The organism is Acidimicrobiia bacterium (assembly GCA_035651955.1).
Taxonomy (GTDB): Bacteria; Actinomycetota; Acidimicrobiia; order IMCC26256; family JAMXLJ01; genus JAMXLJ01.
In genome coordinates, this window is sequence record DASRES010000070.1 from 1 (window position 1) to 22,101 (window position 22,101).

General features: G+C 72.2%; 19 protein-coding genes and 1 pseudogene. 11 read left to right on the plus strand and 9 right to left on the minus strand.

Going from position 1 to position 22,101, the window contains the following annotated elements; translation table 11 throughout:
* The 7 genes and pseudogenes from VFC33_15365 to VFC33_15395 all read right to left on the minus strand — a co-directional run.
* A partial coding sequence (locus tag VFC33_15365) for a MurT ligase domain-containing protein (protein HZR14617.1) occupies positions 1-1,206 on the minus strand: 1,206 nt, incomplete at its 3' end.
* Entirely contained in the window at positions 1,203-1,970 is a 768-nt protein-coding gene (locus VFC33_15370; protein ID HZR14618.1) for a class I SAM-dependent methyltransferase, read from the minus strand. The genes VFC33_15370 and VFC33_15365, both read right to left, overlap by 4 nt.
* 30 nt (positions 1,971-2,000) lie before the next feature.
* Positions 2,001-3,074 (minus strand): DUF222 domain-containing protein, encoded by a 1,074-nt coding sequence (locus tag VFC33_15375; GenBank protein ID HZR14619.1) that lies wholly within the window; start codon positions 3,072-3,074, stop codon positions 2,001-2,003.
* A 103-nt stretch (positions 3,075-3,177) separates the two neighbouring features.
* A pseudogene (gene cysN / locus VFC33_15380) lies at positions 3,178-4,443 on the minus strand (sulfate adenylyltransferase subunit CysN).
* Between the two features lie 132 nt (positions 4,444-4,575).
* Positions 4,576-5,496, minus strand: coding sequence for a sulfate adenylyltransferase subunit CysD (gene cysD / locus VFC33_15385; protein ID HZR14620.1), 921 nt, complete (start codon positions 5,494-5,496; stop codon positions 4,576-4,578).
* A gap of 10 nt (positions 5,497-5,506) precedes the next feature.
* Positions 5,507-6,184, minus strand: a complete 678-nt coding sequence (locus tag VFC33_15390) for a phosphoadenylyl-sulfate reductase (GenBank protein HZR14621.1) — start codon at positions 6,182-6,184, stop codon at positions 5,507-5,509.
* A 5-nt stretch (positions 6,185-6,189) separates the two neighbouring features.
* Complete coding sequence (locus tag VFC33_15395; GenBank protein HZR14622.1) at positions 6,190-7,989, minus strand: nitrite/sulfite reductase; 1,800 nt, start codon at positions 7,987-7,989, stop codon at positions 6,190-6,192.
* A gap of 340 nt (positions 7,990-8,329) precedes the next feature.
* Between VFC33_15395 and VFC33_15400 the strand changes: the two genes are divergently transcribed.
* The gene (locus tag VFC33_15400) at positions 8,330-10,042 is read left to right on the plus strand and encodes a proline--tRNA ligase (protein ID HZR14623.1); all 1,713 of its coding nucleotides are present in this window, start codon (positions 8,330-8,332) and stop codon (positions 10,040-10,042) included.
* 7 nt (positions 10,043-10,049) lie between these two features.
* On the plus strand, positions 10,050-11,114 hold the full coding sequence (locus VFC33_15405; protein HZR14624.1) for an ATP-dependent DNA ligase: 1,065 nt from the start codon (positions 10,050-10,052) through the stop codon (positions 11,112-11,114).
* A gap of 8 nt (positions 11,115-11,122) precedes the next feature.
* On the opposite strand, the gene VFC33_15410 is transcribed toward VFC33_15405, so the two are convergent.
* Positions 11,123-12,466, minus strand: coding sequence for a YbhN family protein (locus tag VFC33_15410; protein HZR14625.1), 1,344 nt, complete (start codon positions 12,464-12,466; stop codon positions 11,123-11,125).
* Positions 12,467-12,719: 253 nt separating this feature from the next.
* On the opposite strand from VFC33_15410, the gene rimP reads away from it, so the two are divergent.
* The 3 genes from rimP to infB all read left to right on the plus strand — a co-directional run bounded on the left by rimP (position 12,720) and on the right by infB (position 17,673).
* Positions 12,720-13,283, plus strand: coding sequence for a ribosome maturation factor RimP (gene rimP / locus VFC33_15415; protein ID HZR14626.1), 564 nt, complete (start codon positions 12,720-12,722; stop codon positions 13,281-13,283).
* A complete protein-coding gene (nusA, locus tag VFC33_15420; protein HZR14627.1) occupies positions 13,280-14,536 on the plus strand; it encodes a transcription termination factor NusA in 1,257 nt (418 codons plus the stop codon). The genes rimP and nusA overlap by 4 nt, the downstream gene beginning before the upstream one ends.
* Before the next feature lie 356 nt (positions 14,537-14,892).
* Positions 14,893-17,673: a translation initiation factor IF-2 gene (infB, locus tag VFC33_15425; GenBank protein HZR14628.1), complete on the plus strand. Its 2,781-nt coding sequence runs from the start codon at positions 14,893-14,895 to the stop codon at positions 17,671-17,673.
* A gap of 34 nt (positions 17,674-17,707) precedes the next feature.
* Here the strand turns inward: infB and VFC33_15430 are convergent, their stop codons facing one another.
* The gene (locus VFC33_15430) at positions 17,708-17,995 is read right to left on the minus strand and encodes a DUF3303 family protein (protein ID HZR14629.1); all 288 of its coding nucleotides are present in this window, start codon (positions 17,993-17,995) and stop codon (positions 17,708-17,710) included.
* Positions 17,996-18,106: 111 nt separating this feature from the next.
* Between VFC33_15430 and VFC33_15435 the strand changes: the two genes are divergently transcribed.
* From VFC33_15435 to VFC33_15460, 6 genes are read left to right on the plus strand one after another with little or no spacing between them, the layout of a single operon-like run.
* Positions 18,107-18,397, plus strand: a complete 291-nt coding sequence (locus VFC33_15435) for a DUF503 domain-containing protein (protein ID HZR14630.1) — start codon at positions 18,107-18,109, stop codon at positions 18,395-18,397.
* Between the two features lie 57 nt (positions 18,398-18,454).
* Positions 18,455-18,835: a 30S ribosome-binding factor RbfA gene (gene rbfA, locus VFC33_15440; GenBank protein HZR14631.1), complete on the plus strand. Its 381-nt coding sequence runs from the start codon at positions 18,455-18,457 to the stop codon at positions 18,833-18,835.
* Positions 18,832-19,812: a bifunctional oligoribonuclease/PAP phosphatase NrnA gene (locus VFC33_15445; GenBank protein ID HZR14632.1), complete on the plus strand. Its 981-nt coding sequence runs from the start codon at positions 18,832-18,834 to the stop codon at positions 19,810-19,812. The genes rbfA and VFC33_15445 overlap by 4 nt, the downstream gene beginning before the upstream one ends.
* An 8-nt stretch (positions 19,813-19,820) precedes the next feature.
* Positions 19,821-20,735 carry a tRNA pseudouridine(55) synthase TruB gene (gene truB / locus VFC33_15450; protein HZR14633.1) on the plus strand — a complete coding sequence of 305 codons (915 nt, stop codon included), beginning with the start codon at positions 19,821-19,823 and terminating at the stop codon, positions 20,733-20,735.
* Positions 20,735-21,688 (plus strand): bifunctional riboflavin kinase/FAD synthetase, encoded by a 954-nt coding sequence (locus VFC33_15455; GenBank protein HZR14634.1) that lies wholly within the window; start codon positions 20,735-20,737, stop codon positions 21,686-21,688. The genes truB and VFC33_15455 overlap by 1 nt, the downstream gene beginning before the upstream one ends.
* Positions 21,689-21,706: 18 nt before the next feature.
* On the plus strand, positions 21,707-22,096 hold the full coding sequence (locus tag VFC33_15460) for a RidA family protein (GenBank protein HZR14635.1): 390 nt from the start codon (positions 21,707-21,709) through the stop codon (positions 22,094-22,096).
* The last annotated feature ends 5 nt before the right edge of the window (positions 22,097-22,101 follow it).

Genomic DNA, 22,101 nt, shown 5'->3' on the forward strand with positions numbered 1-22,101 from the left:
CATGAATTGTGTGTACGACGCGACGACGTGCACGTCACGGCCCTCGATGCGCGCAGCGGCACGCAGCGGATCGGGCTCGACGACGCAGGCGACGTCGCCGTAGTCGAGCCGCACGGCGACGTCGAGCGCGCGCTCACCCGACGCCGCGACCGGCAGCCCGCGCAGGAGCTCGAACGGCACGTCCCACAGCCACGACGGATCGCGCCCGTCCGCGAGATGCGCGTTCACCGCGATCACGACGCCCGTCTCGCGGCCCTCCAGGTACGCGAGCACCTCGCTCCAACCGGCCGGGTTCTTGGCGAGCAGCACGCGCGCGTCGCGCCCGTCCGGGAGGCGATGGACGGCGTAACGGCCCGCAACCGTCGTGACGCGTGCCGCGGCCGCCGCCGCGGGCTTCGGGTCGACACCGAAGTGTCCTGCCGCGACGACCGCGAGCGCGGCGTTGAGCACGTTCCAGTGGCCCGGTACCGACAGCTGCAGGGGGATCTTCTCGTCGCCGACGACGAGCGTCTCGCCGTCGACGCGTGCGTTCGCCTCCGGCGTGGCGAACCCGCACGTGCACGAGAACCGATCGTGCTCGTCCCACTGGAGCAGCTCGCCGCATGCAGGGCACGTCGCGGCGTCGGCCCGCCACCCGGGACCGAGGTCGACCCAGGTCGTGCGGGCAGGTTGTGCCGCCCACGCGACGTGTGGGTCGGACGCGTTCGCGACGACGTGCAGGCCCGGTCGTGACTCGCAGACGCCTCGCCACTGCTCGGCGACACTGCGCACCTCGCCGAACCGGTCGAGCTGGTCGCGGCTGAGGTTTCCCAGCACGAGCAACTCCGCGTCGAGTGGGTCGACGACCCGGCGCAACCAGCGCTCGTCGACCTCCAGGATCGCGACGCGTGCGTCGTCGGGCGCGGCACCGAGCGCGGCTGCGAGCCCCGCGGCCATGTTCGCCCCCGTGTGGTTCGACGCGACGACGGTGCCGGCGTCCTCGAGCGCGGCGCGGAGAAAGCGCGTCGTCGTCGTCTTCCCGTTCGTGGCCGAGACGAGCGCGACGCGCCGCCCGGCGCCGAGCTTCCCGAGCAGGTCGCGATCGATCGCGAGCATCACGCGCCCACCGAGGTGTGTCCCCGCGCCGCGCCCGGTTGCTCGTGACGCCCATGCGGTCGCGTTCCCCGCCGCGACCGCGAGCCGCGAGCGCGTGTCCGGCGCCGTCACGCCCGCTCGGCCCAGTAGCAGTCGACTCGGTAGGGGATGGCGACCTGCTCGCGGCCGCGCGTGGCGGGATGTGTCGCGAGCACGTCGCGCACCTCGTCGAGGACCGCGGCCTGCTCGTCGGGCGGCAGCGTCGCGACGTGGCTCACGCTGCGGAACCGGTCCACGACCCCGTCGACGGTCAGCAGCTGCTCGTGGCGGAACCGCGCCTCGTGCAGTGGCCCGAACCACGGTGTGTCGACGAACGCGCTCTCGCGCCATTCCTCGTGGTTGCGCCACGGCGCCTTCTTCTCGACCCGGTCCATGACGGACCACAGCTCGTCGACCCAGTCGACGCTCCGGTCGCGCGCGTTCCACACGAGCGCGACTCGCCCGTTCGCGCGCAGCACCCGGTGGAACTCCTCCAGCGCGCGCTGGGCGTCGAACCAGTGGAACCCCTGCGCGACGGTGACGCCGTCGAACGATCCGGCCCGGAACGGCATCGCCTCCGCGGTGCCGGCCGCGACCGGAACCTCGGGCAGCGCGTCGTGCAGCACCGCGCGCATCCCCGCGACCGGCTCGACCGCGACAACGTCTCCGCCCGCAGGGAGCAGCAGCCGGGTGAACTTCCCGGTACCGGCGGCGACGTCGGCGATGCGCCGGCCGGACGCGATGGTGAGCGCGTCCACGACCCAGGCGACCGCGTCGTCGGGGTACGTCGGACGGGCGCGGTCGTATGCGGCCGCTTCGCTCCCGAACCCGGTCGCGGCGACGTGATGGACGGTCATCGGTATCACGCTAATCGGGAGCGTTCGCTCTCATGGCGGTTCCACAGACGCAGTGCCGTCGGGTCGTCGCCGACCGGTCCATCCTTCGTGGAGCTTCACGTGGTGATGACGGCAGTACATCCTCAGGTTGTCGAGGTCGGTCGCACCCCCGTCGATCCAGTGTCTCTCGTGATGGACGTCGCACCATTCGGGTGGTCGGTCGCAACCGGGCCACGCACAGCCGCCGTCGCGCAGCATGACTGCCCTGCGTTGCGCCGGGCTGACGACGCGGGTGCGGCGTCCGAGATCGAGGATCTCGCCGTCGCGGTCGCGCACGACCCGCCGGAGGATCGCGTCGCACGCCAACCGCCGGACGGTGCTCGGCGCGACGGGCCCCACGTGCGCGAGGTCGCAACGCGCCGTACGCGGATCGTCGGGCATCATCCCGGCGAGCGTCTCGACGTCGACGAACACGTCGAGCTCGGCAGGCACTGCGGAACCGAGCGCGCGCCGAGCGAGCTCGTGCAGCGCGTCGGCGCGCCGCTGTGCCGGCGTCCGCTCCGGATCCGGAGCCATGAGCTTCTCGAGCGCGCTGATCACCGCTTCGCCGGCAACGGGATCGAGGCGACCGTCGATGTGGAGGCTGCCGTCGGGGAGCTTCGAGAGATACAGGCGACGGCGGCGGTACGGCTTCTCGGGGTCGCGCTCGCCGTTCTCGTCCAGGTCCTCCGCGATCTCGCGCCAACGGCGCATCGCGACCCGGAACTCCTCCGGCCGGGTCTCGCGCGCGATCGCGAGGAGCTCCTCCTCGTGCTCGTCGAACAGCTCGTCATGCCCACGGGCCGCCAACGCGAGCGCATCGACGTGCGCGCAGGTCACGTCACCGTCGTCGAGGCGCTTCGCCGTTCGCGGATGGCGTTGCACGAGCCGCCCGCCCCGCAGCAGCCGCGACGCCTCGGGTCGCGTCACTCGGCCTCGATGCACCAACCACGAATGCGTCGACAGTGCGCCGTCAACCGCGCACTCACCCGACGCGTCGAGCTCGCCGACCGCGGCGAGCAGCGCGGCGTCAAGCCGCTCTCGCTCGGCCAGCAACTGCAGCACCCGCTCCGATGTTCCGAACACGTGTTCGATTCTACAAGGGGGGTATGACAGTCATCCGGCCGGCGGCTCGGGTTGGCGCTCGCTTCGGCAGCGCTGTCGACGAGCCGGGTCGGTGGGCCGTCGGTCAGTCGGGGATGCCGAGGATCATCCCGGCGCCGACGGTCTTGCGCGTCGACTCGTCGACCAGGATGAAGCTGCCCGTCGTCCGGTTGCGTCGGTACTCGTCGACGAACAACGGGACGGTCGTCCGCAAGGTGACCCGGCCGATCTCGTTCAGCGTCAACGACGGCGCGGCCTCGTCGCGGTGCAGCGTGTTGATGTCGAGCCGGTACCGCAAGTCCTTCACCAGCGCGCGGGCCGATCGGGTTGTGTGCTTGATACCGAGCTTCCCGCCCGCGCTCAGCGCGCTCTGCTCGTCGAGCCAGCACACCATCGCGTCGAGGTCCTGCGTGATCGTCGGCCGGTTGTGCGGGCGGCACAGCATGTCGCCGCGGCCGACGTCGAGGTCGTCCTCGAGCGTGACCGTCACCGCCATCGGCGGGAACGCCTCGTCGACCGCGCCGTCCATCGTGTCGATCGACGCGATGCGGGTCGTGAACCCCGACGGCAGCGCGACCACGTCGTCGCCCGGTCGGAACACACCGCCGGCGACGGTCCCCGCGTACCCCCGGTAGTCGTGGAACGCGTCGTTGCGCGGCCGGATCACGTACTGCACCGGGAAGCGGCAGTCGATGAGGTTCCGGTCGGACGCGATGTGCACCTCTTCGAGGTGGTGCAGCAACGACGTGCCCTCGTACCACGGCATGTTCGCGGAGCGGTCGACGACGTTGTCGCCGTGCAGCGCGGAGATCGGGATGAACGTCAGGTCGGCGACGTCCAGCTTCGTCGCGAACTCGCGGAACTCGGCCTTGATCGCCTCGAACACCTCGCGGTCGTAGCCGACGAGGTCCATCTTGTTGACGCACAGCACGAGGTGCGGGATGCGCAGCAACGACGCGATGAACGCGTGGCGGCGTGACTGCTCCAAGACACCCTTGCGCGCGTCGATCAGGATGAGTGCGAGGTCTGCGGTCGACGCGCCCGTGACCATGTTCCGCGTGTACTGGATGTGGCCGGGTGTGTCGGCGATGATGAACTTCCGGTTGGGCGTCGCGAAGTAGCGGTACGCGACGTCGATCGTGATGCCCTGCTCCCGTTCGGCGCGCAACCCGTCGGTGAGGAGCGCGAGGTTGACCTGCTCGTCACCGCGGGCGCGACTCGTCCGCTCCACCGCGTCGAGCTGGTCCTCGAAGATCGCCTTCGAGTCGTACAGCAGCCGCCCGATGAGCGTGCTCTTCCCGTCGTCGACGGAGCCCGCGGTCGCGAGACGCAGCAGTTCGCTCATGTCTTCCGCTCTTGCGCCTGCGGCGCGGGCCGCTCGGGCCCCGCTCCCGCTCGCCTCCCGGCTCGCTCACTCATACGGGTCGACTCCGCTCCGGCCTGCCGGGCATCCGCCCAGGCTTCCGCTGCGTCTCGCTCACGACTAGAAGTATCCCTCGCGCTTGCGGTCCTCCATCGCGGCCTCGGAGAACTTGTCGTCGGCACGTGTCGCGCCCCGCTCGGTGATGCGCGACGACGCGACCTCCTCGATGACGTCCTCCACGGTCGCCGCAGCCGACTCGACCGCCGCGGTGCACGTCATGTCGCCGACGGTCCGGTAGCGCACCGTCGCCTCGAACACCTCGGCGCCCTCGGGTGCGGGGAGGAACTCGCCGACGCCCATGAGCATTCCGTCGACGCGGAACACGCGTCGACGGTGCGCGTAGTAGATCGACGGGACCTCGATGCGCTCGTCGGCGATGTACTGCCAGATGTCGAGCTCGGTCCAGTTCGACAGTGGGAACACCCGCATGTGCTCACCGGGACGGTGACGGCCGTTGTAGAGCGCCCACAGCTCGGGCCGCTGCTGCTTCGGGTCCCACTGCCCGAACTCGTCGCGCAAAGAGAAGACGCGCTCCTTCGCGCGCGCCTTCTCCTCGTCGCGACGGGCACCTCCGAACACCGCGTCGAACCGGTGCTCCTCGATCGCGTCGAGCAACGTCGTCGTCTGCAGACGGTTGCGCGACGCGCCCGGCCGCGGGTCCTCGTGGACACGCCCGGCGTCGATCGACGCCTGCACGGACGCGACGACCAGCTGCACCCCGAGCTCCTGGACGCGCCGGTCCCGGAACTCGATCACCTCGGGGAAGTTGTGGCCGGTGTCGACATGCATCACCGGGAACGGGATCGGCGCGGGCCAGAACGCCTTCTCGGCCAGGCGCAGCATGACGATCGAGTCCTTGCCGCCCGAGAAGAGCAGGACGGGTCGCTCGAACTCGGCGGCGACCTCGCGGAACACGTGAATGGATTCGGCCTCGAGCGTGCGCAGATGGCTGAGCGTCAACGTGCGTGACATCGAGGACAACGATCGCGCCTCAGCCGTGCAGGCCGCACTCGATCTTGTCGGTCCCCGCCCAGCGACCCGAGCGGGGGTCGTCGCCGTCAGTCACGGGCCGCGTGCACGGCCAGCACCCGATCGAGGGGAAGCCGCGGTCGGCGAGCGGGTGCACCGGCAGCTCGTGGTCGCGCACGTAGCCCGCGACGTCGACGTCGGTCCACGTCGCGAGCGGGTTCACCTTCACGAGCCCGCGCCCCACGTCCCAACTGGCGATCGGTGCCTGCGCGCGCGACGCGGTCTCGGCGCGCCGGAGCCCCGTCATCCACGCGGCCCGGCCGTCGAGCGCGCGCCGCAGCGGCTCGACCTTGCGCGCGTTGCAGCAGCCGTCCGGGTCGTGTTGCCACCGGTCGTCGTGGCCGACGTCCGGCGTGACGACCGTCAGGCGGAGGTCGTAGCGGCGGCGCACCTGGTCGACGTACCAGAGCGTCTCCGCGAAGTGATAGCCGGTGTCGAGGAAGACGACCTCGACGTCCGGCGCGACCTTCGTCGCGACGTCGACGAGCACGCAGTCCTGGAACGACGCCGCGAGCACCAGCCCGTCGCCGAAGCGGTCCCACGCCCACTCGACCACGCGCGATGCCGGCGCGTGCTCGAGCTCGCGCGACACGCCCGCGAGCTCCGCGAGGTCTGCGATGGGATCGGAGAGCGTCGTCATCGGCCTCAGGCGCCCGCGCACTCGCCCGGGCCGACGTCCGCGACGTACGGACCCGTCTCGTCGTAGTCGACGTAGTAGTCGGGCGCGACGTCCGGTTCCGGGAACTCGTCGAGCTCCTTCAACGTCTTGCCGACGCCCGCGGCACCGCCCGAACGGTCGAGCCAGTCGGCGAACGTCTCGCCGGCGTCGCGTTCGTCCGCGAACCGTCCGACGACGCGCACGACGGCCTGGGCGGCGGCCTTCGCCGGGAGCTTCGTCGCGCGCTGCCCGAACGCGACCTCCATCTGCCCGATGCGCCCGCCGAGCAGCATCTGGTAGCCGGGTGCCGAACGTCCGTGCGCGCGGCGCTCGAGGCCGAAGAAGCCGATGTCCGACGTGTGGTGCTGCCCGCACGAGTTCGTGCAGCCGGAGATGTTCACGCGCACGCCACCGACGTCCGCGAGACCCGACTCCTCGAGCGCCGCGCCGATCGCGTCCGCGAGGCCGCGCGACTGCGTCACCGCGAGGTTGCAGGTGTCCGCGCCCGGGCACGCCACGACGTCGCGCGCGAGCTCCGCGCCGGCCTCCGCCATGCCGAGCGCGTCGAGACGCGCGTGCAGGTCCCGCAGCTGGTCCTCACGCAGGCCGCGCAGCGCGAAGTTCTGACGGTTGGTGATGCGGACCTCGATGCCGAAGTCGCGCTGGATGTCGGCGATGCCCCGGAACTGCTCGGTCGTGATGTCGCCGAGACGCGCGTACGCGTAGGCGCTGACGGTGCCGTTGGCGCGGCCGCGCACGACGTTCGCCTCCTCCCACCGGTCGTACGGGGAGGAGCTGCGGATGCGGACGGGAACGCCCCCGGGGACCGTGCCGGCGTCCGCGGTGACCTCGGTCCCCATGCCCGCCGGGGCGTCGCCGCGCTCGCGCACCTGCTCCGGGATCCCGCCCGGCCACGTCGTCGACGCACGCAGGAAGCGACGCTCACGCATGATGCGCCGGCGCAGCTCGTCGATCCCGAGCTCGTCGACCAGCCACTTCATGCGCGCACGGATCTTGTTGTCGCGGTTGCCGTAGTGGTCGAACGTGCGGAGGATCGCCTCGATCGTCGGCATGAGGTCCTCGCGCGACGTGAACTCCTCGAGCGCGAGCGCCGCGTGCGGGTTCGCGCCGAGACCACCGGCGACGAACACCTTGAAGCCCGGCTCCACCGTGCCGTCCGGCAAGGGACGGTTGACCGCGATCACGCCGACGTCGTTGAACATCGCCTGGCCGCAGTCGGTCGCGCAGCCAGAGAAGTTGATCTTGAACTTGCGCGGCAGGCGCTGCGCGATCGGGTTGCGCAGGAAGAGGTCGGTCGCCGCCTGGGCCCACGGCGTGATGTCGACGACCTCGTACGGGCATGCGCCGGCGAGGTGGCAGCCGGTGACGTTGCGCACGGTGTCACCACACGCCTCGCGCGTGGTCATGCCGACGGACGCGAGCAGCCGCAGCACCTCGGGCACCTGCTCGAGCTGCACGAAGTGGAACTGCACGTTCTGGCGCGTGGTGAGGTGGCCCCACCCGCGCGAGTACGTCTCCGCGATGTACGCGAGGGTCTCGAGCTGCTCCGGCTCGAGACGGCCGTGGGGGATCTTCACCCGGGTCATCTGGTGGTGCTCGCCCTGCCGCTGCCCGTAGATCCCGAAGTTCAGGCGGCAGATCCGGAAGACGTCCTCCTCGACGTCGCCCGCGAGGTACTCGCCGATGGTCTGCTCGAAGCGGTCGAGCTCCTCCGCGATCGACGGATCGAGGGTGCGGGACCGCAGCTCTGCGACGTCGATGGCCATGGCGTTCCTCCGGCGGGGTTTGGGGGGCACGCCGCACACCCGGGCCCGGGCGCGCGTTCCAGCCCGGGGAGGACGGAAGGTGGGCGGCGGCGCGCGGGACGACTACGCGCGTACCGGACCGAGGCGGCGACACAGCTCGTCGCGCACCTCGTGCGGGGTGCGGCCTTGGGAGATGCTGGGCGCACCGCTTCGCCGGATCACGGGTCGTAGCCTACCGGCTCCGGCTCCGAAATACCAGTTTGGAGGTCGGGAATTTTCCCGAGTCTGACGGTCGGATTTCGGCGGGTCGGGCGCCGGAATCGGCCCGGGTCCCCGCCCTGCCAGCGCGTAACTTCTGGTCATGCGCATGACCCGCCTGTTCTCGCGCACCTTGCGCGACGACCCGGCCGACGCCGAGGTCGACAGCCACCGGCTCCTCGTCCGGGCGGGCTACATCCGCAAGGTGGCGTCGGGCGTCTACGCGTGGCTCCCGCTCGGCGACCGGGTCCTGCGGGCCGTGACCGACATCGTGCGCGAGGAGATGGACCGCGCCGGCGCGCAGGAGGTCGTCCTCCCGATCGTCCAGCCGCTCGACCTCTGGGAGCGCAGCGGCCGCGACGCCGCGTACGGGCCGCTGATGTTCCGGCTCGAGGACCGCAAGGAGTCGCGCTTCTGCCTGTCGCCGACGGCGGAAGAGGCGGTCACCGCGCTCGTGGCGGCCGACTCGTCGAGCTACCGCGACCTGCCGTTCGTCCTCTACCAGATCAACTGGAAGTACCGCGACGAGCTCCGGCCCCGCTTCGGTCTCCTGCGCGCGCGCGAGTTCCTCATGAAGGACGCGTACTCGTTCGACGCCGACGTGGACGGGCTGCGCGCCGCGTACAAGACGATGTACGACGCGTACGGGCGCGTCTTCGAGCGATGCGGGCTGACGTTCCGCGCGGTCGAGGCGCAGTCGGGGGAGATCGGCGGCGACGTCAACCACGAATTCATGGCCGTCGCCGCGGTCGGCGAGGACGACTTCGTCTGGTGCTCGTCGTGCGACTACGCCGCGAACGTCGAGGCTGCGACGCGCGGGGCGCAGACACGAGCGATGCCGATCGTCACGCCTCCACCCATGGAGGAGGTCGAGACGCCCGGGCTGCCCGGCATCGCGGGCGTCGCCGACTTCCTCGGCGTCGAACCGAGGCACATGCTCAAGTGCATCGCGTTCGACGCCGACGGCGATCTCGGCCTTGCGCTCGTGCCCGGCGACCGTGAGGTGAACGAGGTCGCGCTCGCGCGCGCCGTCGCGCCACGCCGGGTCCGTCTCTACGACGACGGCGACTTCGCCGCGCATCCCGAGCTGCCGCGCGGCTACATCGGCCCGAACTTCCCGGGCGCGTCGATCGTCGTCGCCGACGACTCGATCGACCGCACTCGCGGCTGGGTCACGGGCGCGAACCGCGTCGACCACCACGTGCGGAACGCGCAGCTCGACCGCGACTTCGCGGTCGACGTGTGGGCCCCGATCGCGACGGTCGTGACGGGCGACCACTGCCCGCGCTGCGGTGCGTCGCTGTCGGTCGACCGCGGGATCGAGGTCGGCCACGTGTTCCAGATCGGCACGAAGTACGCGGACGCGCTCGGCGCGACGTACACCGACGAGTCCGGCGGGCAGCACCCGGTCGTCATGGGCTGCTACGGCATCGGCGTGTCGCGCGTCGTCGCCGCGGTCGCCGAGGAGCACCACGACGAGCACGGGCTCGCGTGGCCGCCCGCCCTCGCGCCGTACGACGCGCACGTGGTCGCGCTCCCGGGTCGCGGTGACGCCGCCGGCGCGGTCCTCGACGTCGCGGAGAAGCTCTGCGCGGACCTGGAGGCGCGCGGGCTCGAGGTCCTCTTCGACGACCGCGACGCGAGCCCGGGTGTGAAGTTCGCGGACGCCGACCTGCTCGGCATGCCCGTCCAGCTCGTGGTCGGCGCGAAAGGCGTCGCGCGCGGTGTCGTCGAGCGGAAGATCCGCGCGACCGGCGAGCGCGACGAGCTCCCGATCGACGACGCCGCCGCGACGGTCGCCACGGCGGCGCGCTGAGGGCGCGATGAAGCTTCCCGTGATGCCGCCCGTCTCGCCGATGCTCGCGAAGCTCGTCCGCGAGCTCCCGGAGGGCGACGACTACGTGTACGAGCCGAAGTGGGACGGGTTCCGCTGCATCGCGTTCCGCGACGGCGACGAGGTCGAGCTCGGCAGCCGCAACGAGCGGCCCATGACCCGCTACTTCCCCGAGCTGCTCGACCCGCTGCGGCGCGACCTCCCGGACCGTTGCGTGCTCGACGGCGAGATCGTGATCGCGACGCCGTCCGGTCTCGACTTCGACCTGCTCCAGCTCCGGCTCCATCCCGCGGCGAGCCGGGTGAACAAGCTCGCGCGCGAGACGCCGGCGTCGTTCGTCGCGTTCGACGTGCTCGCGCTCGGCGACGACGACCTGCGCGAGCGTCCGTTCTCGGAACGGCGCGCCATCCTCGAGCGCGAGCTCGCGGGCGCGACCCCGCCCGTGCGCGTCACGCCGGCGACGACGAACGAGGCCGTCGCGCGCGAGTGGTTCGACCGCTTCGAAGGCGCGGGATTCGACGGCGTTGTCGCGAAGTCGTTGACCCTGCCGTACCGCGAGAACGAGCGCGTCATGCTCAAGGTGAAGCACCAGCGCACATGCGACTGCGTCGTCGCGGGCTTCCGGTGGCACAAGGACGGCGCGGGTGTCGGGTCGCTGCTGCTCGGGCTCTACGACGACGGCGGCGTGCTGCACCACGTCGGCGTGGCGAGCAGCTTCAGCGCGCAACGCCGGCGCGAGCTCGTCGACGAGCTCGCGCCGTACCGCGACGACGCGCTCGACGGTCACCCGTGGCGCGAGTGGGCCGACGCGCAGGCGCACGAGGGGTCGCGCATGCCGGGCGCGATCAGCCGTTGGAACGCGAACAAGGACCTCAGCTGGGAGCCGCTGCGCGTCGAGCTCGTTGCCGAGGTCGCGTACGAGCACCTCCAGGGCGACCGCTTCCGCCACACCGCGCGCTTCCTCCGCTGGCGGCGCGACCGTGAACCGTCGTCGTGCACGTACGCGCAGCTCGAGGCGGTCGTTCCCGCCGAGCTGCACGAGATCTTCGCCTGACCTCCGGCTCAGGCGCTGCGCCGGCGACGGCGCGGCGACGGCTCTTCCTCGCAGCCCTTGCACGGCGGCGGCGGGAACACGCGGTCCGCGAGGGGCTTCGTCGCGCCGACCGACTGCGTCGGGGCACCGACGGCCGTCGCGCCCTCGTGTGCGTGCACGCGCCACGGGTGCTGCCAGCGACCGGGACGGTGCCGGCCCGCCAGCGTGAGCGTTCCCCACGCGATCCATCCGACCGGGACGAGCCCCCAGAACGACACGACGCGGAACAACAGCACCGCGGCGAGCGCGACCTTCGTCGACATCCCGTACGCGACGAGCAGGCCCGTGATGCTCCCCTCGACCACGCCGACCCCGCCCGGCGTGATGGGGAGGCTCGCGGCGACCTGCCCGACGGTGTACGCGACGAGCAGCCCGCGCCACGGCACGTGCCCGTGGACCGCGATGATGCACACGGCGAGGCACGCGCACGCCTCGAGCCAGTTCAGCAACGCGAACGCGAGCGCCTCGAGCCATGTCGTGAAGCTCGGCTTCACGATCGCGATCTTGTCGACGAGTGTCGCGACCGCGTCGCGCACACTCCGTCCGCCGGGCACGCGCGCGACCGACGCGCTGATGCTCGAGAGCGCGTCGCGCACACCCTGGCTGCGGTGGGCGGCGAAGGCGACGAGCGCGGCCACCACCGGGATGGCGAGCAGCCCGAGCCCGACCGGTCGCAGCGAGGCCACGGGTCCCGAGTCGCCCGCGACGAGCGAGCCGACGACCATCAACAGGAAGAGCGCGAACGCCGACAGCGCGCCCGCGACGAGCACCACCCAGGCCGCGACCTCACGCTTCGCACCGCGCCGGTGGAGCTGCGCGTAGTCCCACGCCGCGGCCCACGCCGCGCCGCCGGGCAGTGACATCGCGAGCGCGTTGCCCGCGAGCGTGATCTCCACCATCTCCCGCAAGCGGAGATGGACGCCCCCGGCCCGCAGGAGCCAACGCTGCAGGCGCGCGAACGCGATGAGCGAGGCCGCCTCGAACGCGATCGCCACCGCGAGCCAGCCCCAGCTCAGGTCGTCGAGCTCGCCGACCGCCTGGTCGAGATCCTTCTTGTGGGTCAGCGCGGCGACGACCACGAAGGCGAGGACGACGACCGTGACCGTGCGCCGGAGCCACGTCAGCCAGCGCTCCCGGGGCCGCGTCCGCTCGCGTGACGGCGCGGCCCGCTCGTCGTCGTGCGCACGGGGAACGGCAACCGCTTCCGCCACGTCACGAGCGTCGCGCACGGACACCCGCGCCGCTCCGCCCATTTCTGTGTTCGCGTCGGCGATGGTGCCCGGGTTCCCGTCGGGCGCGGCCCCTCGCGCCATCCGTCCACGGTACCGGCGCGGTTCCCGGATCGCCGTCCTCCTGACCACGTTGACCGAGGTCGCGGCGGCTTTCCGCTCCGGTATACTGACGGGGTTGGATCGCCGGGGCTCCGGTCCCGGTGCAGTCCGTGGCAGTAGGTGGTCGGTGCTGCGTGGGCGGGAGCCCACGCTTTTTCTTGCCACCCGCAGGAAGGCCGGACGCAGCCAGACGACGGCACGAAGAGCAACGGCACGAAGAGCATCGGAGGGCGCGGTGAGCGAGCGGGAGGAGGCGGTGCGCGTCGCGCTGGAGCCCGTCCTCGCGCCGCTCGGTCTCGAGCTCTTCGATGTCGTGCTCACCGGGCAAGGGCGCGGCCGCGTGCTGCGCGTGGCGGTCGACCGCGACGGCGGCGTCGACCTCGACGCCATCACCGCCGCCACGGAGGCCGTCTCGGGAGTGCTCGATCACGACGACGCGCTCGTCGCCGGCCCGTACGCGCTCGAGGTCACGAGCCCCGGCGTCGAGCGTCCGCTCCGCCGGCCGCACCACTTCGTGCGCGCGGTCGGCGAGGTCGTCACCGTGAAGACGCGCGCGACCGACGGATCCGTGCGGCGCGTGCGCGGCGTGCTCGTCGCGGCCGACGACGACCCGTCGGGTGGGCTGACGCTCGACGCCGAGGACGGCGCACGCGAACGGATCGCGTACGACACCGTCGACGCCGCGCGCACGGTCTTCGAGTGGGGACCTGCGCCGAAGCCCGGCGGCGGAAGGAACACCCGGCACAAGAAGAACCACAGTCGCGGGCCCGCCGCGACGAACGTGAGGCAGCCGCGATGAACAGCGACATGATGGAGGCGCTCGAGAACCTCGAGCGCGAGAAGGGCATCTCGGTCGAGAGCCTGCTGCAGGCGCTCGCCGACGCGCTCGTCACCGCGTACAAGCGCCGTCCCGACGCCGCCGAGGAGGCCGAGGTCGAGGTCGACGTCGAGACGGGCGACATCCGCGTCATCGCGCAGGAGCTCGACGAGGAGGGCAACGTCGTCCGCGAGTGGGACGACACCCCGTCGGACTTCGGCCGCATCGCCGCGCAGACCGCGAAGCAGGTGATCCTGCAGCGCATCCGCGAGTTCGAGCGCGAGATGAAGTACGAGGAGTACGCGGGCCGCGAGGGCGACATCGTCACCGGGATCATCCAGCAGACCGACCAGCGCTACACGCTGCTCGACCTCGGCAAGGTCGAGGCGCTGCTCCCACAGGCCGAGCAGGTGCAGAACGAGCGCTACGAGCACGGCAGCCGGCTGAAGGCGTACATCGTCGAGGTGCGCCGCACCGCGAAGGGTCCGCAGATCGTCGTGTCGCGAACGCACCCCGGTCTCGTGAAGCGGCTGTTCGAGCTCGAGGTGCCCGAGATCGTCGACGGCGTCGTCGACATCAAGGCGATCGCGCGCGAGCCCGGCCATCGCACGAAGATCGCCGTCGCGTCGAACGACAACAACGTCGACCCGGTCGGTGCGTGCGTGGGCGCGCGCGGGTCGCGCGTCCGGATGGTCGTGAACGAGCTGCGGGGCGAGAAGGTCGACATCGTTCCCTACAGCGACGACGCGTCCGAGTTCGTGATGAAGGCCCTCGCGCCCGCGCGCGTCCGCGAGGTCCGCATCCATGCCGACACGGGCACGGCCGAGGTGATCGTCCCCGACTTCCAGCTCTCGCTCGCGATCGGCAAGGAGGGCCAGAACGCGCGGCTCGCCGCTCGTCTCACGGGCTGGCGTGTCGACATCAAGAGCGAGACCCAGCTCCACGAGGAGGAGACGGGCGGCGTCGAGTACGCCGAGGGCGAGTGGGTGAAGGACGAGTCGGGTCAGCTCGTGTGGCAGCCGGCCGAGGGTGGCGAGGCCATCTCCGCCGAGGCGGCGGGGTACGCGGGCGCGTCCGCGGAGGGAGCGGACACGCCGGTCCCGGTCGAGCAGAGGACCGAGTCACCCGTGGCGGAGTCACCCGCGGCCGACTCACCAGTGGCGGACGGCGCCGGCGAGGGGCAGCCGGCCGAGGCGACCGCGAGCGGGGGCGACGGCGGCGAGGCGAACGCCTGAGCCGAGGATCGCCCCCGCGGCGGACGTGTGTCGGCTGCCGCCGCGTCGCCACGCCCGACGTATTGGTCAGGATCGCCCGGGCGCCGGACGGTAGCCTCGTCGTCGGGCCCGGTCCGGGGCGCGGCGCGTGGCTGTGCGCCGGCTCTCCCGGGTGCTTCGAGCAGGCCGTGCGGCGGCGGGCACTCGGGCGTGCGCTGCGGCGGGACGTCGACGGCGACGAGATCGAGCGGTTGCGCGCGACACTGTATGGGCGGCTGCGGGCCGAGGGTACGCCGCGCTGATCGACCGGCGCGTCCGGAGACGACGAGCGACGACGCACGGCAACGACGCAAGGCAACGAAAACGAAGGACGGGCGTTGGCCACGAAGAAGATCCGGGTCTACGAGCTGGCGAGGGAGCTCGGCGTCGAGAACCAGACCGTGCTCGACCTGTGCGAGCGGCTGAAGATCGGCGTCAAGAGCCACTCGTCGAGCATCGACGATCCCCTGGCCGACCGCGTCCGCCGTCTCGCCGACGCCGAGGGCCTCCGCCGCGAGCCGGCCGCCGAGGAGCCCGCGCCGGCCAAGGCCGCGGGCGCGACCAAGACCGTCCGCAGCGGCCGGTCCCGCACGAAGACCGAGACCCCCGCGCCCGCGGAGCCCGAGCCGGCCGTGGAGACCCCCGAACCGGCGCCCGCGCCCCGTCACCGCGTCGTGCGCTCGACACCCACGCCGGCACCCCGGCCGCTCGTCGAGCCCGAGGCACCCGCCGCCGCGCAGCCCGCCCCGCCGGCACCTGCGCCGGAGCCCGCGGAGCGCCCGGCGGCCGCGGCAGCACCCGCGCCCGGTACCGGCGCCCCGTCGGCTCCCGACGTCGAGCAACCTGCGGCCGCGGCCGCGTCACCCGGCGCGCCCGCGCCTCCGCGCGGTCCCGGCGACCCGGGCCGGCACACGCCGCCTCCGGCTCCCGCACCGCTGCGCAGCGCGTCGGGGAAGGTGATTCCACCGCCGCCCGGCAGCCGTGTCATCCCGCCCCCGCCGGGCCAGCGCACCCCCGGCCGCCCGTCCGGCGGCGGCGCGCCGCGTGGTGGCGGTGGCTTCGGTCGTCCGACCGGCGGCGGCGGTGGTGCCGGCGCGCCGCGTACCGGTGGTGGCTTCGGCCGTCCCGGTGGCGGCGGCTACGGCCGGGGCGGGCCGGGCGGTGGTCCCGGTGGCGGTCCCCCCGGGCGTGGTGGCCCCGGCGGCGGGTACCAGGGTCGCGGCCGACCTGGCGGCCAGCGCCCGCGCCGGAAGAAGCGCCGTCGCAGCTTCGAGGACCTCGGCCCGGCGTCGATGCCGGCGCTCACGCCGAAGGACGCGCCCGTCCCCGAGGGCGAGATCGTCGTCCCGCGCGGCGTCACGCTCCAGGAGCTCGCGCCGAAGCTGAACCGGACGACCGCCGACCTCGTCCGCATCCTGTTCGACGCCGGCGAGATGGTCACCGGCACGCAGTCGCTCGCCGACGAGATGATCGAGCTGATCGCCGAGGAGCTCGGCGCCGAGGTCCTGCTCGTCGAGCCGGGCCAGGAGGCCGAGCTCGAGCTGCAGGCGCTGCTCGGCGACGACGAGGAGGACGACGAGGCGCTGCTCGAGCCGCGCGCGCCCGTCGTGACCGTGATGGGCCACGTCGACCACGGCAAGACGACGCTCCTCGACCGCATCCGCGAGACGAACGTCGTCGCAGGCGAGGCCGGCGGCATCACGCAGCACATCGGTGCGTACCAGGTCGTGAAGAACGGCCGGCCGATCACGTTCATCGACACGCCCGGCCACGAGGCGTTCACCGCGATGCGCGCCCGCGGCGCGCAGGCAACCGACGTCGCCGTGCTCGTCGTCGCGGCGGACGACGGCGTGATGCCGCAGACCGTCGAGGCGATCAACCACGCGCGCGCCGCCGAGGTGCCGGTCATCGTCGCGATCACCAAGGTCGACCGCGAGAACGCGGACACGACGCGCGTACGTCAGCAGCTCGTCGAGAACGAGCTCGTCCCCGAGGAGTGGGGTGGCACGACGATCGTGAACGAGGTCGCCGCGCCCGTCGGTCAGGGCGTCGACGAGCTGCTCGACTCGATCCTGCTCGTCGCCGACCTCGAGGACCCGCCGCTCGCCGCGAACCCGAAGGCGCCCGCGCGCGCGTTCGTGCTCGAGTCGAACCTCGACTCCGGTCGCGGCCCGGTCGTCACCGCGCTCGTCGAGCGCGGCACGTTGCGGGTCGGCGATCCGATCGTCGCGGGCGCCGGGTGGGGCCGCGTGCGCGCGATGTTCGACGACACGGGCGCGCAGGTGAACGAGGCCGGCCCGTCGGTCCCCGTCGAGGTGCTGGGCCTCGACGACGTCCCCCTCGCCGGCGACGAGCTGCGTGTCGCCCCCGACGAGAAGACCGCTCGTACGGTCGCGGAGGCGCGCGGCCGCCGCCGGCGCGCCGCGAGCATGGCGCACCCGATGTCGCTGTCGGGCGGCGCCCGCCTCGAGGACATCTTCGCGATGGTCCAGCGGGGCGAGGTCGCGACGCTGAACCTCGTCGTCAAGGCGGACGTGCAGGGCTCGCTCGAGGCGCTCACCGACGCGCTGCGCCGCATCGACCAGGAGCGCGACGAGGTGCGCCTGTCGTTCGTGCACCGCGGCGTCGGCGGCATCAGCGAGTCGGACATCGACCTCGCCGCGGTGTCGAACGCGACGGTCATCGGCTTCAACGTGCGTCCGGACCGCAAGGCACGTGAGCTCGCGGAGCAGCAGGGCGTCGAGCTGCGTCTGTACGAGGTGATCTACCAGGTCCTCGACGACGTGAAGAACGCGCTGCTCGGGCTCCTCAAGCCCGAGTACGAGGAGGTCGTCACGGGCGACGCCGAGGTGCGCGAGATCTTCAGCGTGCCGCGCGTCGGTCGTGTCGCCGGCTGCTACGTCCTGAACGGCACGATCACCCGCGGGTCGAAGGTCCGCTTCCTGCGCGAGGGCACGATCATCTGGAAGGGTGCGATCGCGTCGCTGCGCCGGTTCAAGGACGACGTGCGCGAGGTGAACGCGGGCTTCGAGTGCGGCATCGGGCTCGAGAACTTCCAGGACCTCAAGCCTGGCGACGTCATCGAGACCTACGACGTCCGCGAGGTCGCGCGTACGTAGTCGTTCGGCCGTCTGACGCGAGCCGGCGCTCGCGTCACGCGACGTTCATGCCCTGCTGACGGAACCGGTCGGCGAGGTCCACAGCCGGGTGCACGTCCAGGTCCGCGACCGCGCTCCAGTGCTGCACCACGCGTTCGATGTCGTCGTGCGTCGCGGCGTCGAACACGAACACGTCCGGGCAGGACGTCCCGACCGATCCGTAGATCGCGATCGTCGTCACCCCTTCGGGGCGCGCGCCCTCGTTCCACCACCGGCGCGAGAGCGTCTCGACCTCCGTGCCGGCCGCAGCCGGCTTCGCGCGCACGAACGCCAGATACAGCATCCGGACCCGCCTCCCGTTCGAGGAACCGTCTGCCGCCACCGTCGTCCCGGGACGCGCGGCCGTCAAGCGTCACGCTCCGGCGGGCGTCGCCGACGGTGCGAGAATGGGTACATGCATGCCGCGGCGGTCTGCTTCGAGCTGCGTGTCCCGGAGAGTCGATCGCTGAAGGCCAAGCGCGCCGCGGTCCGCCCGATCGTGGACGGGCTGCGCCACCGCTTCCACGTCTCGGTCGCCGAGGTCGACCACCAGGACGCGTGGCAGCGCGCCGCGATCGCGGTCGCGGTCGTCGCCGAGAGCAGCCGGCAGCTCGAGCACGTGCTCGCCACGGTCGAGCGCTTCGTCGCGAACGCGCCCGACGTCGAGCTGCTCGACGAGGAGACGTCCTACCTGGAGAGCGCCTGAGATGGCGCGCTACCTGGAAGGCGCCTGAGATGGCGCGCTGCCTGGAAGGGGCGTGACGTGGCGCACCGCAACCACGGCACCCGTCGCTACCCGCGCACGGCGCGTGTCAACGAGGTCGTGCGGGAGGTGCTCGCGACCGAGGTCGAGCGACTGTCCGACCCGCGCCTCGAGCTCGTCACGGTGACGGGCGTCGAGGTGAGTAACGATCTGCGGGAGGCCACGGTCTACTATTCCGCGTTCGGTCCGAGCGACGAGGCAGCCGCCGGATTGCGCGCCGCGGCCTCGCACCTGCGCGGGGTCCTCGGCACCCAGGTCCGGCTCAAGTACCTGCCCCGCCTCTCGTTCCGTGAGGACCCGGGCGTCGTGCAGGGCCGCCGGGTCGACGAGATCATCCGCGAGCTCCACGGCGGGGAGCCACGGCGAGAAGGGGAATCGTGACGAGCTCCGGTGGGGCGGGCGTCCAGGACGCCCTCGATCGCGCCGCCGCGACGATCGGGCGCGCCGACACCGTCGCGCTCGCGTGCCACGTCAGCCCGGACGGCGACGCGCTCGGGTCCACGCTCGGCATGTTCCACGCGCTCCGCGCCGGGGGCCGGCGCGTCGTCGCGTCCTTCCCGACACCGTTCGTCGTCGCGCCCCACTACCGCGAGCTGCCCGGCCTCGACCTGCTCGTCCCGCCATCCGAGTTCCCCGACGAGCCGGACGTCATGGTCACGTTCGACTGCGGCGCGCTCAACCGCCTCGGCGACCTCGAGCCGGCCGCGAAGGCCGCCCACGAGCTCGTCGTCGTCGACCACCACGTCTCGAACGACCGCTACGGCACGGTGAACGTCATCGACCCGGACGCCGCCGCGAGCGGTGTGCTCGCGCGCCGGCTGATCGACCGGATGGGCCTTCCGCTCGACGCGGATGCCGCGCACTGCCTGTACGCCGCGCTCGTGTGCGACACCGGACGCTTCCAGTACGACACGACGACAGCCGACGTCTTCGACCTCGCGCGCGAGCTCGTCGCGTACGACGTCCCCGTCTCCCGTCTCAGTCGCACGCTCTTCGAGGAGCATCGCTTCGCGTACCTGCAGCTGCTCGGGGAGGCGCTCGCGCGCGCCGAGCTCCTCACGGACGAGCGCTTCGTGTGGACCGCGGTCACCCAGGACATGTTGAAGCGCCACGACGTCACGATCGAGGAGGTCGAGGGGCTGATCGACATCCTCCGGCGCACGATGGAGGCCGAGGTGACCTGCGTGCTCAAGGAGGAGCGCGACGGGTCGGTGCGCGTGAGCCTGCGGTCGCTCGGTGACGTCGACGTGCAGGCGATCGCGCAGCAGCACGGCGGTGGCGGCCACCGGTTCGCGGCCGGGTTCACGTCGAGCGACGGCATCGACGAGGTCGTCCGCTCCATCTGCGCCGCGCTGTAATCGTCTCCGTGAGCGGTGCCACACAACTCGACGGGTTGTTGGTCGTCGACAAGCCGGCGGGATGGACGTCCCACGACGTCGTCGCGAAGTTGCGCGGCGCGTGCGGCCAACGCCGCATCGGTCACGCGGGCACGCTCGACCCCGACGCGACCGGCGTGCTCCTCGTCGGGCTCGGGCGCGTGACGCGGCTGTTGCGGTTCCTGCAGGGCGAGTCGAAGGCGTACCGGGCGGACGTCGTCTTCGGGATCGCGACCGACACGCTCGACGCGTCCGGTCGCGAGCTCGAGAGGCGCGCGATGCCGGTCGGGCGCGAGGACGTCGAGCATGCCGCCGCACGCTTCGTCGGCGACGTCGAGCAGGTGCCGCCCATGGTCTCGGCGGTGAAGGTCGGCGGCCGCCGGCTGCACGAGCTCGCCCGGCACGGGAAGGACGTCGACCGCCCGCCGCGGACGGTGCACATCTCCCGTCTCGTCGTCGAGGACCTCGTCCCCGGCGACCACCCGGTCGCCACGATCCGCATCGAGTGCGGCAGCGGCACGTACATCCGGACGCTGGCGGACGACCTCGGGCGCGCGCTCGGTGGGTTCGCGCACGTCCGTTCGCTGCGCCGGCTCCGCGCGGGCGCGTTCACGCTCGACGACGCGCACCCGCTCGACGCCGTCCTCGCCGACCCGAGCGCACACGGCCTCACGCCCGCGGACGCGATGCGGGCGATGGCACGTGTAGAGGTCGACGACGTGCATCGCGCCGCGATCGCGCACGGCGCCGTGTTCACCGACGATCCGATCGGCGAGCGCGCGCACGGCGCGGGCCCGTTCGCGATGGTGGATCCCGGCGGCGCGCTGCTCGCGGTGTACGAGCGGCGTGGCCCGAAGCTGAAGCCCGCTGTCGTCCTCGCCGCGGCGGGAACGGACGGCCCGTGATGCGCGTGGTACGCGACGTCGACGGCGCGCCGCGACTCAGCGGCGGCGCGGTCGTGACGATCGGCGCGTACGACGGGGTGCATCTCGGTCACCAGCGCGTGCTGCACCTCGTGCGCGAGCTCGCCGACGCGCGTGGGCTCGACGCGGTCGTCGTCACGTTCGACCGTCACCCCGCGCAGGTCGTTCGCCCGGAGTCCGCGCCGAAGCTCCTGACGACGCTCGAGCAGAAGCTCGAGCTCATCGACCTCACCGGGGACGTCGACCTCTGCTACGTCCTCACGTTCGACGAGTCGCGCAGCCACGAGACGGCCGAGCAGTTCGTCACCGACGTGCTCGTCGAGCATCTGCGCGCGCGGCTCGTCGTGGTGGGCGAGGACTTCCACTTCGGCTACAAGCGCGGCGGGAACGTCCCGCTGCTCGGGCGGATGGGCGCGGAGCTTGGGTTCGAGGTGATCGGCCTCGGGCTCGTCGCGGTCGAGGGTGACCCGACTGGCACGATCTACTCGTCCACGCGCATCCGCACGCTGCTGACCGAAGGCGACGTCGCGGGCGCGGCGCGGCTCCTCGGCCGTCCGCACGAGGTGCGCGGCGTCGTGCAGGAGGGTGACCGGCGCGGGCGCACCCTCGGGTACCCGACCGCCAACCTCGCGGTCCCCAGCGAGATCTGCCTGCCCGCCGACGGCATCTACGCGGGAACGTTCGTCACGCCGGACGGCGTGGAGCGCGCGACGGCGATCTCGCTGGGCCGCCGCCCGACGTTCTACGAGCACGCCGACGTGTCGCTGCTCGAGGCGTATGTGCTCGACTTCGACGGCGACCTCTACGGGCAGGACGTGCGCGTCCGGTTCGTCACCCGGCTGCGCGGCGAGCAACGCTTCGACAGCGTCGACGCGCTGGTCGCGCAGATGGGCCGCGACGTCGAGGCGACGCGACAGGTCGTCGCGGTCCGATAGTGCGGAGACGGGGGACGGATGGAGAAGACGCAGATCAACCCGTGGTCGTGGCAGGACGCGGCCGGGTTCTCGCAGGCGTGGCGCGTCGACGGCGCGCGATCAGTCGTGTTCGTGTCCGGTCAGGCCGCCATCTCCGGTGAGGGGCAGCTGGTCGGCGAGGGCGACTTCGAGCGGCAGGTGACGCAGGTGTTCGAGAACCTGCGCGCTGTGCTCGAGCAGGCCGGCGCGGGTCTCGACGCGATCGTGAAGCTGACCGTCTTCCTCACCGACATCGGCAAGCTCCGCGACTTCGGTCGCATCAAGGCCGGGTTCATCGCCGGGCCGCAGCCTGCGTCGACGGCCGTCGGCGTCACCGCGCTCGCGTTGCCCGGGATGATGATCGAGGTCGAGGCGATCGCGGTCGTGTGACCGCG